10 protein-coding genes and 2 tRNA genes are annotated in these 13,019 nt (G+C 69.8%); 10 read left to right on the forward strand and 2 right to left on the reverse strand.

Annotated elements, in window-relative coordinates; all coding sequences use genetic code 11:
* Positions 1–24 precede the first annotated feature (24 nt).
* The 3 genes from orn to IPK24_17260 all read left to right on the forward strand — a co-directional run bounded on the left by orn (position 25) and on the right by IPK24_17260 (position 3,742).
* A complete protein-coding gene (orn, locus tag IPK24_17250) occupies positions 25–594 on the forward strand; it encodes an oligoribonuclease (protein MBK8077263.1) in 570 nt (189 codons plus the stop codon).
* Between the two features lie 76 nt (positions 595–670).
* A tRNA-His gene (locus tag IPK24_17255) sits at positions 671–746 on the forward strand.
* Between the two features lie 284 nt (positions 747–1,030).
* A complete protein-coding gene (locus IPK24_17260; protein MBK8077264.1) occupies positions 1,031–3,742 on the forward strand; it encodes a pyruvate, phosphate dikinase in 2,712 nt (903 codons plus the stop codon).
* Between the two features lie 97 nt (positions 3,743–3,839).
* Here IPK24_17260 and IPK24_17265 read toward each other — a convergent pair whose 3' ends face one another.
* Positions 3,840–4,859, reverse strand: coding sequence for an endonuclease/exonuclease/phosphatase family protein (locus IPK24_17265; GenBank protein MBK8077265.1), 1,020 nt, complete (start codon positions 4,857–4,859; stop codon positions 3,840–3,842).
* A 188-nt stretch (positions 4,860–5,047) separates the two neighbouring features.
* On the opposite strand from IPK24_17265, the gene IPK24_17270 reads away from it, so the two are divergent.
* The 4 genes from IPK24_17270 to IPK24_17285 all read left to right on the forward strand — a co-directional run bounded on the left by IPK24_17270 (position 5,048) and on the right by IPK24_17285 (position 9,057).
* Positions 5,048–5,123 (forward strand) — tRNA-Lys (locus tag IPK24_17270).
* A 158-nt stretch (positions 5,124–5,281) separates the two neighbouring features.
* Complete coding sequence (locus IPK24_17275) at positions 5,282–5,707, forward strand: hypothetical protein (GenBank protein ID MBK8077266.1); 426 nt, start codon at positions 5,282–5,284, stop codon at positions 5,705–5,707.
* A 67-nt stretch (positions 5,708–5,774) separates the two neighbouring features.
* The gene (locus IPK24_17280; GenBank protein ID MBK8077267.1) at positions 5,775–7,883 is read left to right on the forward strand and encodes an HNH endonuclease; all 2,109 of its coding nucleotides are present in this window, start codon (positions 5,775–5,777) and stop codon (positions 7,881–7,883) included.
* Between the two features lie 97 nt (positions 7,884–7,980).
* A complete protein-coding gene (locus tag IPK24_17285) occupies positions 7,981–9,057 on the forward strand; it encodes an NAD/NADP octopine/nopaline dehydrogenase family protein (GenBank protein ID MBK8077268.1) in 1,077 nt (358 codons plus the stop codon).
* Here IPK24_17285 and IPK24_17290 read toward each other — a convergent pair whose 3' ends face one another.
* Positions 9,058–9,687, reverse strand: a complete 630-nt coding sequence (locus IPK24_17290; GenBank protein ID MBK8077269.1) for a hypothetical protein — start codon at positions 9,685–9,687, stop codon at positions 9,058–9,060.
* A 132-nt stretch (positions 9,688–9,819) separates the two neighbouring features.
* Between IPK24_17290 and IPK24_17295 the strand changes: the two genes are divergently transcribed.
* From IPK24_17295 to IPK24_17305, 3 genes are all read left to right on the forward strand, one after another.
* Positions 9,820–10,386, forward strand: a complete 567-nt coding sequence (locus IPK24_17295; protein MBK8077270.1) for a DUF402 domain-containing protein — start codon at positions 9,820–9,822, stop codon at positions 10,384–10,386.
* 127 nt (positions 10,387–10,513) lie between these two features.
* On the forward strand, positions 10,514–12,355 hold the full coding sequence (ilvD, locus tag IPK24_17300; protein ID MBK8077271.1) for a dihydroxy-acid dehydratase: 1,842 nt from the start codon (positions 10,514–10,516) through the stop codon (positions 12,353–12,355).
* A 3-nt stretch (positions 12,356–12,358) separates the two neighbouring features.
* Entirely contained in the window at positions 12,359–13,015 is a 657-nt protein-coding gene (locus IPK24_17305; protein ID MBK8077272.1) for a class I SAM-dependent methyltransferase, read from the forward strand.
* The last annotated feature ends 4 nt before the right edge of the window (positions 13,016–13,019 follow it).

A 13,019-nucleotide genomic window follows, 5' to 3' on the forward strand; every position in this document is an offset into this window, starting at 1 on the left:
CGGATCGTCTGGATCGACTGCGAGATGACCGGGCTCGACCTGGTCAACGACGCGTTGATCGAGGTCGCCGTCCTGGTCACCGACTCGCAGTTGTCGGTGCTCGGTGACGGCGTCGACATCGTGATCCGCCCACCCGAGGCAGCCCTGCAGCAGATGCAGGACGTCGTCCGGCAGATGCACACCACCTCGGGGCTGCTCGACGTCCTGGACGGCGGCGTCGGTCTGGACGAGGCCCAGGCGATGGTCATGGAGTACGTGCGCACCTGGGTACCGGAGCCGCGCAAGGCCCCGCTGGCGGGCAACTCCGTGGCGACCGATCGCGGCTTCCTGGCCCGAGACATGGCCGAGCTGGACGAGCACCTGCACTACCGCATCATCGACGTCTCCTCGATCAAGGAGCTCGCTCGCCGGTGGTTCCCCCGGGTGTACTTCGCCTCACCGGAGAAGAACGGCGGCCACCGGGCGCTCGCCGACATCCGCGACAGCATCAACGAGCTCAAGTACTACCGCGAGGTGTTGTTCGTCCCCCCGCCCGGTCCCGACAGCGACAGTGCCCGTGCCGTGGCTGCCAAATACCGTGGCGCGCAGGTCTGATCCGGGAAGGTATGCTTCCGCACGACCGATGGTGACACCCCCCGGGCGAGCAACCCGGGCACACCACTCGGCCATGGTGGGTGTAGCTCAGCTGGTAGAGCATCTGGTTGTGGTCCAGAGGGTCGCGGGTTCAAGTCCCGTCACTCACCCCATGGCCGCCCTGAGGCGGCACCGCGGCGCTGACTGGCACCGACTGGCACGCTCGACCGGGTTCGGCCACGGCAAGGTTCTCGACACACCCCCGTCGCCTGGTGTCTGCCAACCGGACATCCGAATCGGATTGCGTTACGGGTTGCGGTGTTGTGATCGCCAGTGGTCACCGGCGACAGTCGTTCGGCCTAGACCTAGGTCCTACAGGGTGGCCTGGATCACCAGGGAGGGTTGACGGCGTCGGGCCGTACCAAGGGGCTGTTCGGAATAAAGGGGTGTGCATTCAATGACGAAGTTCGTCTACGACTTCGCCGAGGGCAACAGAGACATGAAGGACCTGCTCGGCGGCAAGGGTGCGAACCTCGCCGAGATGAGCAACCTGGGGCTGCCGGTGCCGCCCGGTTTCACCATCAGCACCGAGGCGTGTACCTACTGGCTGCGCAACGGTGAGGAGCCGCCCGGCCTGGACGCCGAGATCACCGAGCACCTGCAACGTCTGGAGCAGTTCTTCGGCCGCTCCCTCGGCCAGAAGGACGACCCGCTGCTGCTCGCCGTCCGATCGGGCGCCAAGTTCTCGATGCCCGGCATGATGGAGACGGTGCTCAACGTCGGCCTCAACGACGAGAGCGTGCAGGGCCTGTCGACCCACTCCGCCGACCCCCGTTTCGCCTGGGACTCCTACCGCCGGTTGCTGCAGATGTTCGGCAAGACCGTGCTGGGCATCGAGGGCGAGCACTTCGAGTCCAAGCTGGACGCCGCCAAGGCGGCCAAGGGCACCAAGAACGACCTCGGCCTGGACGCCGACGACCTGCGCGAGCTGGTCGACGTGTACAAGGCCGTGATCCTCGAGCAGACCGGCAGGCCGTTCCCGCAGGAGCCGGTCGAGCAGCTGCGTGAGGCCGTGCGCGCCGTGTTCCGCTCGTGGAACACCGACCGTGCCCGCCTCTACCGCCGCCAGGAGAAGATCTCCGACGACCTGGGCACTGCGGTCAACGTGATGACCATGGTGTTCGGCAACCTGGCCGAGAACTCCGGTACCGGCGTGGCGTTCACCCGCGACCCGGCGTCCGGCAAGCGCGGTTCCTACGGTGACTACCTGCCCAAGGCCCAGGGTGAGGACGTCGTCGCCGGGATCCGGAACACGTTGAGCCTGGACGACTTCGAGGACATCGACAAGGCCTCGCACGACGAGCTGATCCGCATCATGAACACGCTCGAGGCGCACTACAAGGACCTGTGCGACATCGAGTTCACCGTCGAGCGCGGCAAGCTCTGGATGCTGCAGACCCGCATCGGCAAGCGGACGGCGGCCGCGGCGTTCCGCATCGCCGTCCAGCTGGTCGACGAGGGCGTCATCGACATGGACACCGCGCTGACCCGGGTCAGCGGGGCACAGCTCGCCAAGCTGATGTTCCCCCAGTTCGACGCCAAGTCTCCCCGCGTGCTGATGGCCACCGGTATGGGCGCGAGCCCGGGTGCCGCGGTCGGCAAGGCGGTCTTCGACAGCGCCACGGCGGTGGAGTGGGCAGCCCGCGGCGAGGACGTCATCCTGGTGCGCCGCGAGACCAACCCCGACGACCTCGGTGGCATGGTCGCCGCGCGAGGCATCCTGACCAGCCGCGGCGGCAAGACCTCACACGCCGCCGTGGTGGCCCGCGGCATGGGCCGCACCTGTGTGACCGGCGTCGAGCAGCTCGAGGTCGACACCACCGTCGGCAAGGCGTCCACCGATGACGGCAAGACCTTCGCCCAGGGCGATGTCATCTCGATCGACGGCTCCACCGGCGAGGTCTTCATCGGTGAGGTCACCGTGACCCCCTCCCCCGTGGCCCAGGTGCTGCGCGGCGAGGACGTCCACGTCGACGACGACGAGCAGCGCGAGCTGCTGGACGCCGTCCGGCGCCTCATGGATCACGCCGACGCCCGCCGCCGGATGGGCGTGCGGGCCAACGCCGACACCCCCGAGGACGCCGCGCGTGCCCGAGGCTTCGGCGCCAACGGCATCGGACTGTGCCGGACCGAGCACATGTTCCTCGGTGAACGTCGTCAGGTCGTCGAGCGGTTGATCCTGGCCCACACCCCCGAGGACCAGCAGGCCGCCCTGGACGAGTTGCTCCCGCTGCAGCGCGACGACTTCTACGGGATCTTCGAGGCGATGGACGGGCTACCGGTGGTCATCCGGCTGCTCGACCCGCCGCTGCACGAGTTCCTGCCCGACTTCACCGCGCTCTCGGTGAAGGTGGCCATCGCCGAAGAGAGTGGCAAGCCCGACCCCCAGGCGGCGGAACTGCTGCGCCAGGTGCAGCGGCTGCACGAGCAGAACCCGATGCTCGGCACCCGCGGGGTACGGCTCGGCCTGGTCGTGCCGCAGTTGTTCCAGCTGCAGGTGCGGGCCATCGCCGAGGCCGCCGCGCGGTTGCGGCGCGAGGGCAAGGACCCCAAGCCCGAGATCATGGTGCCGCTCATCGCCACGGTCGAGGAACTGGTCTACATCCGGGTCGCCTCGGAGAAGACCCTCGCCGAGGTGTCGGCCGAGACCGGTCAGGAGCTGCACTTCCCGATCGGCACGATGATCGAGCTGCCGCGCGCGGCGCTCACCGCGGCTCGGATCGCCGAGGAGGCGGACTTCTTCTCCTTCGGTACCAACGACCTCACCCAGACGGTGTGGGGCTTCAGCCGGGACGACGTCGAGGCGGCGTTCTTCCCGCAGTACCTCGACGCCGGGATCTTCGCGGTCAACCCGTTCGAGTCCATCGACGTGGGTGGTGTCGGCCGGTTCGTGGCCGTCGCCGGCTGGGAGGCCCGCGAGGTCAAGCCCGACCTGACCCTGGGCGTCTGCGGTGAGCACGGCGGCGACCCGGACTCGATCCACTTCTTCAACTCGATCGAGATGAACTACGTGTCCTGCTCGCCGTTCCGGGTGCCGGTGGCCCGGCTGGAGGCAGCGCGCGCGAGCATCCTGACCGAGAGCGGTGGCGCGTTCAGCGACAGCCGCTGAGGTCGAACAGGTTCACAGCAGTGTGGGGTCCGACTCGAAGGAGTCGGACCCCACACTGCTGATCAACGAGGGCCGGTTGATCAACGAGGGCCGGGTGTCAGACCTCCAGACCGACCACCAGGAAGCCGTGGTCCGAGGGCCACAGCCCGGACGCCGTCCGGTCCTCGGGTTGGTCGCCGGTCACGTGAGCGTGGCACACCCGCATCGAGCCATCGGTGAAGACGTAGTCGATGCGGTGATCGAACTCGGCCACCGGGTTGCGCAGGTCTGCGGCATGCCCGCTGGTGAAACCGAGGCAGTGCTCCTTCGGGTGCATCCGGGTCCAGGCGTCCAGCAATCCGACACTGCTGAGCACCTCATAGGCGTCGCCGCTCACCTCACGGGCCCCGACCGGCGTCGTCTCACGCACCGGGCGACAGCGGGGAGGACGGCAGTTCAGGTCACCCAGCACGATCGTCGGGGGTCGGGTGTCCGGCGGGTGCACCACCTCGGTGGCCAGTTCGTGCGCTTGAGCGATGCGCGTGGGGGCGTCGTACGACTCCAGATGGGTGTTGATCACGTGCAGCCGGACCCGGCCCACCTGGACGTCCGCCGCGCACCAGCCGCGGGTGACCTCCAGTGGGTGCCCCAACACTGCGGCGCGCAACGCGGCGCGGTACCGCCCCTGTTGCGGATTGCTCGCCTGGACGGCCGGATCGTCGCGCACCAGGATCGCCGTGCGGTCGTAGAGCTCGACGAACTGGCCGGTGGCCGAGGCCAGGGTCGCGGACATCGTGGCGCTCGAGAACCCGGCACCCTCGCTGACAACGCGGTAGGGAGTTCCCTGGGCCGCCAGCGCGTCGAGGAAGAACGTGAGCAGATCGTGGATTCGCGGATGCTCGGTGGTGCCGGCCTGCCATCGACCGGCCTCCTGCAATGCCACGACGTCCGGCAGGTAGCGCACCAGTTGAGTCGCGGCCGCGGTCATGCGTTCCGCCGGACGGGACGCCTCGACGGCTGACCAGACCGTCGCTGTCCGACTGGCGAGCGCCTCGCTCTGACCGGCGGCGAACAGGGGGGCCAGGTCCGCACCGAGGTAGAGGTTCAGCGTCGCCACGGTGATGCCTGTGGGGCGCATGTCCCTCACCCTAGGGGCCGTGACCACGGCCCACCAGGCCCGTCGCGGTCACGCTCCGGAAACGGAGCGAATCGGGCGCGCGACGGCCCGGACGGTGCCCGCGAAGCGGCTCCGCGCGCCCGTCGAGTGATCGTTCCGCAATGGATTTCATGTCCACGCCCGGTCGCTGATAGCCTCATCCCGCGTTCGCGCCGCTAGCTCAACTGGCAGAGCAGCTGACTCTTAATCAGCGGGTTCGGGGTTCGAGTCCCTGGCGGCGCACCACCTGACAACCTGCGGCAATGCCGCAGGTTGTTTCCTTTTGGCGCCCCCGATGGCCGGTCCACGCGCCGGACCCGACCGGCGAGCCGTCACCACGATGCGGTCGGCAGTTCCGCGTCCGACCCGACCCAGCCACCATCAGGGTGTGATTCGATCCCGACATGATCAGTCTGCCGAGTTCGCCGTCCTCACTGTTGGTGCGCACGGACTTCACCTCCGACGAGGCCTGGGCCAGGACCCGAGCCGCCGCTGAGGCCGAGAGCCCCGAAGGCTTCAGCGCCGGCCTCGAGATCGTCGACGACCGAATCCTGGACGGCGCCCCGGCGGCGGCGTTGCGCGAGGCCGCCCTCGCCGCGGCCGATCCGGAGCAGTACGCCGTCGTGCTGTTCGTGGCGGACCAGCAGGCTCTCACCGGGGCCGAACACCCCATCGTGGTGATCGATCTCGACCCGGACGGCCGAGCCCCGTTCCGCTGTGTCGCCCGTGAGCTGTGGTCTGTCGAGAACAACCTGAACCTGGCGAACATGGACTGGGAGGACTTTGCCGGGGCGACCGACCCTGACGGCACGTTCCGCGGCTTCGCCTGAGGATTCGCCCCGAATACGCCCGTTCACGTCTCTTGTCATCGTACATATGTTCGATTAGACTGTTTCCATGTCCGTGATGCAGGCCTGCTTCGCCGAGTCGGGTGACCCCGACGAGGTCGCTGCGCTGCGCGCGGAGTGTGCCCTGTTGCGGGTGCGGGACGGGGAGCTGCGGACGGCGTGTGGTCGCCTGGAGCGGCGCGTGAACCGGTTGAGCGAGGAACAGGACTGGGCCACCCGCCGGATCGCGCGGCTCACCGACCGGTGCGCCCACCTGGCCGGGTTGGTGCCGGTGAGTGCCCTGACCACACTGCCTGCCGGGAACGCACCGGAAGACCGGACCGCATCGGACGAGGAGCGATCGCCGGCGATCGTTGGCGCAGCCGACAGCGGGCGCCGGCCGGACCGCGTGAGCGCACCGGGTGGGCCGAGCCCCGCGGACGCCGTGCCCGGACCGGACGGCGTGAGCATCGTCGGTGAGCCAGCCCCTGGTGGGTTGGTGGCGGCCCTGGCCGGTGTGGGTGGTGCCCGGTTGGCGGCAGCGGTACAGACCGCGGTCGGTGACCTCGCCGCCCTGTCGATGCCCGACCCCGCCGCGGGGGTGGAGTTGGGGTGCCTGGCCGATCTGCCCGACCGGGCCGTGGCTGACCTGGCCGCTGCGGGGTGCCGGGTGGCGACCTGGGCGAAACTCGCCGCGACCGTGGCCGCCGAAGAACTCGTCACCCGGTGGGAGAACGGCGCCGCCGACGAGCACGCCAGCCCCGTGAACGCCCAGCCGGTGTTCCCCGACCACGACCTGGGCTACCGCGCCGCCATCGCCGAAACCGCCACCACCTGCGTGATCGGCGAGACCACGGTGGCGGCGCGGGTGGACGCCCTGCGGGAACTGCCTGCCCGTCTGCCCGGCCTGTGGCACCTGCTGGCCACCGGGGAGGTCGACATCGACACCGCCCGCATGGTCCACACCAAGACCCGCCACCTACCCGGCGAGGTCCTTTCGCGGCTGGAACCGCAGCTCCTGGTCAAGGTGAGCGCCCTGACCTGGGGTCAGCTCGCCGCGTGGCTGGACCGGGTGGTCGCCACAGCCGACCCCCGGGACCTGGCCGAGCAGATCGCCGACAACATCGAACGCCGCCGGGTCGCCTTCCGTACCGCCGGCCCGGGGACCGGGCGGATGACGTTGATCGCCTCGGTCGCCGACATCGAAGCCATCCAGATGACCCTGCTCGCCCACGCCTCCGCCGGGGATGACCCCGACCGGCCCCGACCGACCGCCGCGGTCCGCGCTGACATCATCACCGACCTCATCACCGGCACCCACACCGGCACCGGCACCGGCGCTGGCACCGGAAGCGCATCCACCGAACCTGCAACCCAGCCAGAGCCACAGACCGAGTCCCCTTCCGACGCAGCAGCAGACGATGACGCCCAAGCCGAGGCCGACGCGAACGCCGCATCGGCGGCAGACGCCGCCTCCCCGCCCGACGCCGACACCGAGGCAGAGGCCGAGGCCAACGACGTGCCCGACACCCACACCGGCACGTGCACCCCAACCGCCGCAGCCGGCCCACCCGGGCCAGGGTGCCCGCCGACGCCGTCTGGTAGCTGCCGACCACCCCAACCCTTCACACCCGACTCCCTCGCATCGCTACCCGGACCCCGCGTCCACATCACTGTGCCCCTGTCCGCCGTCCTCGGCGGCGACGGCATCGGCGAGACCAACGACTACGGACCACTCACCGCATCCGCCATCCGCGAACTGCTCGCCGGACTCCACCGCATGGGCGTCACCGCGACCTGGCGCTGCCTGATCACCGACGACACCCCCGGCTCACCCACCCACGGCACCGTGTTGGGTATCGGCAAGGCACCCCACGCCCTGGTCCGCACCGCCACCGGCCTACTCCGCGAACTCGTCCAAGCCCGCGAACAGTGCTGCACCTTCCCCGGCTGCCGACGCCGCGCCATCACCTGCGAAGTCGACCACCGCACCCCACACGCCGAGGGCGGCCCGACGTGCGAGTGCAACCTGCACCCCCTGTGCAAGCACCACCACCGGCTCCGCGACCGAGGCTTCACCCCGACCCTGATCGACCCCGGCACCGGACTACCCATCACCCAATGGGTCACCCCCACCGGACGAGTCATCCGGACCGAGAGCGAACACCCACCCTTCTGAGCATCTGGCGCCCGAGAGATCTCGACAGGCCCGTGCACAGCCTCGGTGACATGGTGGCAGTAAGTGATGTTGGAGCGAAGACGGGCGGCTTGCGTCGATGAAGGTTGCAGTGCTGGGAGCGGGCGGCGGAGGGTTGGCTGTCGCCTACGAGTGGGCAGCCCGCGGACACCAGGTCTCGCTGTACGCCCAGGGTGCCCACGACCATCATCTGGCGCCCGTCCGCGAACGCGGCGGCATCCAGGCCGAAGGCCTGCTCGAGGGGTTCGTGCCGCTGCACGCGGTCACCACCGACATCGCCGAGGCGCTGGACGGCGTCGAGCTCGTCTTCGTCGTCGGTCCCGCCTATGCGACCGAGCCGTTCGGTGCCGACACCCGTGGTCACCTCCGACCCGGCATGACCGTCGTGGTCTGCCCCAGCTCGTGCGTCGGCAGTCTCGCCTTCAAACACGCCGCGGGCCTGGACCTCGACGACGAGAGCGTCCTGGTCGGCGAGACCAGCACACTGCCGTACGCCGCGCGGGCGTCGATGCACGCCAGTGTGCGGATCTTCCACCGCTTCGACACCGGGTTGTCGGCTGCCGCTGCTCCGCGCGCCGGTACCCCGCGGCTGGTCGAGGTCCTGCGGCAGGTGTACCCGCACACGGAGGAGGCCTCGGGGATCTTCCAGACCACGCTGCAGAACGGCAACCCGGTCATCCACCCGGCGGTCACCCTGCTGAACGCAGCGCTGATCGAGCGCACGGGCGGCGACTTCATGTTCTACGAGGAAGGGGTCACCGAGGCGGTCGGGCGTTTCATGAAAGCCGTGGACGACGAGCGGCTGGCGATCGCACAGGCGGTCGGCGTGACGATCCTGACCGAGCCGGAGATCGGCGTCCGCCAGGGTTACATGACCGAGGCCAACTACACCACGGGCTACTCCACAGCACCGGGCTTCCGCGGCATCAAGGCCCAGGGTGAGCTGGACCACCGCTACCTGACCGAGGACGTGGGCTACTCGTTGGTCTTCTTCACCGACCTGGCACGGCACCTGTCGGTGCCGACCCCGACCATGGACGCCGTGATCCACATCGCCTCGGTCGTCACCGGTCAGGACTTCGCCACCGAGCGCGCGCGCACCATGCACACCATGGGTCTGGCGGGGATGACGCGCGAACAGCTCGCAGCATTCTGATCACCCACCTGCGAGACGACGACCCTCGGCGAAGAACTCCGCCACCGCGGCGGCGTCCGGCAGCTGCTCGAGAGGCCGCGCCGCGCCGAACGGGGCGTTCCAGAAGTCGCCCTTCGGCGGCGTCCAGGGGCCGACATAGGCGTACGGCGAGGGGTGGTAGCCGTCTCCGGGCGACACGCCGTAGTTCACCTTGTCGACGGTGATGCCCACGTCGAAGTGCTCGGGCCACAGCACCGGGGACGCCTCTGGGGCCAGCAGCCGCAGAGCGGCATCGCCGCGCTGCCACGCGTCCGCCAGGGAGGCCGCGGCAGCGGCATCGACGGCAACCTGATCGTCGGGGTCCGTACCGGTCACATCGGTGTACAGACCCGCGGGCAGGCCGACGGTGACACCCGCCGCCTCGGCGAGCCCCCGATAGGTACCGGTCAACGAGACGCTGCCACCCTCGAAGTTCAGGGCCGTGCCTTCGACGCGCAGTGGCAGGCGCAGGCCGCTGAAGCCCCCGGGCGAGACCAGCAGCCGGATCGTGCCGAACCGGCCGTGCTGCGGCCCAGCGATGACCAGCTCCGCCACCGCGTGCAGCGAACGGCGGGTACTGACGAGGGTGTCGGCGTCGAACTCGGTGCCCATGATGTGGCCTCCTGAATCGATGTAACGATCGGCGTCCATTCTTCGTTGTCCGCGAAGAAGACCGATGCGGGCACGGCCGGCGAGAGGTCATCTCGACGCGACGGAGCCGGGCGCCGGTCGTAATGTCCGGTTGTGATCGACATCAGGGGTCGGCGTGAGGCCCGACTGCACCGGATCAAGCGGCCTGCCGGGCTGTACACCTTCGAGGTGGAACTGCTGTGCGAGGACCACGACGGCACGTGGCTGTACGGCCGGATTGGCTCTCGCTGGAACACCCTGCACGAGAGCGGTGAGATGCCGGTCGCGATCGCCATCCTGCTCGCCACGGATCGTCCCTGGGCTGTCTGGTGGATCGACGACCCGGTCGACCGCCGGATCGAGATCGACGTGTGCCTGCCGCCGGAGCGGGTCGACAACGGCTGGGTCTATGTCGACCTCGACCTCGAGGTGACCCGGCACGAGCCGGACCAGCTGGTCGAGATCGAGGACTGGGACGAGCACGAGCGTGCCGTGGCCGCCGGCTGGATGAGCTTCGACGAAGCCCTGCTGGCCCGTGCCACGGCGGAGGCGATGACGGACACGCTGCGCCGGGACGAGGAGCCCTGGCTCGCCCGCGGCTGGCAGCTGCTGGCCGAAGCCGCCGAGCAGCACCGTGACGCCGAGCAGGCCGCGAGCCCGCAGGTGATGGCCGGCGGCTGATCGACCGGCCGGCTCGACTCACCTGACCTCCGGTTCGAGATCGGATTCGGGAACCGCCGCCCTCTGGGCCAAGATGTGGGTCGGCGGGCAGGTGCCGCCGCAGACCGCTCAACCGAAGGGTTCCGCCGTGCCGGCCTACCGCTCCAAAACCTCCACCGCCGGACGCAACATGGCCGGCGCCCGTTCGTTGTGGCGCGCCACCGGGATGAAGGACGGCGACTTCGACAAGCCGATCATCGCCGTCGCCAACTCCTTCACCCAGTTCGTGCCGGGCCACGTGCACCTGAAGGACCTGGGCCAGCTCGTCGCGCGCGAGATCGAGGCCGCGGGCGGGGTCGCCAAGGAGTTCCACACCATCGCCGTCGACGACGGCATCGCGATGGGCCACGACGGCATGCTCTACTCGCTGCCCAGCCGCGACATCATCGCCGACTCGGTCGAGTACATGGTCAACGCGCACTGCGCCGATGCGATCGTGGCCATCTCGAACTGCGACAAGATCACCCCCGGCATGCTGATGGCCGCCATGCGGCTCAACATCCCGGTGGTGTTCGTCTCCGGCGGCCCGATGGAGGCCGGCAAGACCACGCTGGCCGCAGGCGGCGTCCGCAAGCTCGACCTGATCGACGCCATGGTGATGGCGGCCGACCCGACGGTCTCGGACGACGACGTCGCCCGGATCGAGCGCTCGGCGTGCCCGACCTGCGGGTCGTGCTCGGGCATGTTCACCGCCAACTCGATGAACTGCCTGGTCGAGGCACTGGGCCTGGCGCTGCCGGGCAACGGCACCGTGGTGGCCACGCACGCCGACCGCGAGCAGCTGTTCCGCCGCGCCGGACGCCTCGCCGTCGAGTTGTGCCGGCGCTGGTACGAGCAGGACGACGCGTCCGTGCTGCCGCGCTCGGTGGGCATGGCCGCCTTCGAGAACGCCATGACGCTGGACATCGCGATGGGCGGCTCGACCAACACGATCCTCCACCTGCTGGCCATTGCCCAGGAGGCCGAGATCGACTTCACGATGACCGACATCGACCGGCTCTCGCGCTCGGTGCCGCAGCTGTGCAAGGTGGCGCCCAACACCACCAAATACCACCTCGAGGACGTGCACCGCGCCGGCGGCATCATGGCGATCCTGGGTGAGCTCGACCGGGCCGGCAAACTGCACACCGACGTGCCGACAGTGCACAGCATCAGCCTCAAGGCAGCGCTCGACGAGTGGGACATCGCCCGCCACCCCAGCGATGACGTGGCGACCTTCTACCTCGCCGGCCCCGGCGGCGTCCCCACGCAGCAGGCGTTCAGCCAGTCGACGCGCTGGCCCGACCTCGACCTCGACCGCGAGACCGGCTGCATCCGCTCGGCCGAGCACGCCTTCAGCCAGGACGGCGGCTTGGCGGTGCTGACCGGCAACATCGCCCCCGACGGCTGCGTGGTCAAGACCGCCGGCGTGGACGACGAGCTGCTGGTCTTCGAGGGCACCGCCCACGTCACCGAGTCGCAGGACGAGGCAGTGGCGAACATCTTGTCCGACAAGGTCCGTGCCGGCGACGTCGTCATCGTGCGCTACGAGGGGCCGAAGGGTGGCCCCGGCATGCAGGAGATGCTCTACCCGACGTCGTACATCAAGTCGAAGGGTCTGGGTAAGGCCTGTGCCCTGCTGACCGACGGCCGATTCTCCGGTGGCACCTCGGGCCTGTCGATCGGGCACGTCTCCCCCGAGGCCGCGGCCGGCGGCCCGATCGGCCTGGTGCGCAACGGGGATCGGATCCGCATCGACATCCCGCAGCGCCGGATCGACGTCCTGGTCACCGACGACGAACTGGCCCGGCGCCGGGCCGAACAGGACGCGGCGGGATGGCGACCGGCCAACCCCCGCCCCCGCAGGGTGTCCGCCGCGTTGCGCGCCTACGCCAAGCTGGCCACCTCGGCCGACAAGGGCGCCGTCCGCGACCTGTCGCAGCTGGACTGAGCCGTGACCCACGCTCACGGTTCCGAGTTCCCCACCACGCAGTCGCCCAGCGAGTTCTGGGAGCAGCGCTACGCCGGGGACACGTCGGTGTGGTCGGGCCGGGTGAACGCCACCCTGGCCGACGTGCTGACCCCCCGGGCGATCACCCCCGGCCGCGCACTCGACCTCGGCTGCGGCGAGGGGGGCGACGCGATCTGGTTGGCCCGACAGGGCTGGCAGGTCACCGCGGTCGACATCTCGCCGACGGCAGTGGCCCGCGGTGCCGCGATGGCCGCCGAGACCGGGCTGGACGGCGCGATCACCTGGATCGCCCACGACCTGACCACCTGGACCAGCGAGGCGACGTTCGACCTGGTCACGGCGTCCTTCTTCCAGGCCCCGGTCGAGCTGGCCCGGATCGAGATCCTGCGCCGGACGGCCGGCCGGATCGCTGCGGGGGGCCACCTGGTCGTCATCTCGCACGCGGCCGCGCCGCCGTGGGCGTCACCGGAGCACATCGGCAACCACCGGTTCCTGACCCCGGCCGAGGAACTCGCCGAGCTGGCCCTGGCCGACGGCTGGGAGGTCGTCCTGGCCGAGGTGCGCCGGCGAGAGGCAACCGGCCCGGACGGCGGACCGGCCCAGCTGGACGACGGGGTACTGTTGCTGCGGCGCCGCTGAGCCT

It is taken from the genome of Kineosporiaceae bacterium (assembly GCA_016713225.1).
Lineage (GTDB): Bacteria > Actinomycetota > Actinomycetes > Actinomycetales > Kineosporiaceae > JADJPO01.

Bases quoted from the DNA above. Each gene is read 5' to 3' on its own strand.
- IPK24_17290 (MBK8077269.1), bottom strand. From the start codon at position 9,687: ATGGGCACCGAGTTCGACGCCGACACCCTCGTCAGTACCCGCCGTTCG.
- IPK24_17280 (MBK8077267.1), top strand. From the start codon at position 5,775: ATGTCCGTGATGCAGGCCTGCTTCGCCGAGTCGGGTGACCCCGACGAG.
- IPK24_17275 (MBK8077266.1), top strand. From the start codon at position 5,282: ATGATCAGTCTGCCGAGTTCGCCGTCCTCACTGTTGGTGCGCACGGAC.
- IPK24_17285 (MBK8077268.1), top strand. From the start codon at position 7,981: ATGAAGGTTGCAGTGCTGGGAGCGGGCGGCGGAGGGTTGGCTGTCGCC.
- IPK24_17265 (MBK8077265.1), bottom strand. From the start codon at position 4,859: ATGCGCCCCACAGGCATCACCGTGGCGACGCTGAACCTCTACCTCGGT.
- orn (MBK8077263.1), top strand. From the start codon at position 25: ATGACCGGGCTCGACCTGGTCAACGACGCGTTGATCGAGGTCGCCGTC.
- IPK24_17260 (MBK8077264.1), top strand. From the start codon at position 1,031: ATGACGAAGTTCGTCTACGACTTCGCCGAGGGCAACAGAGACATGAAG.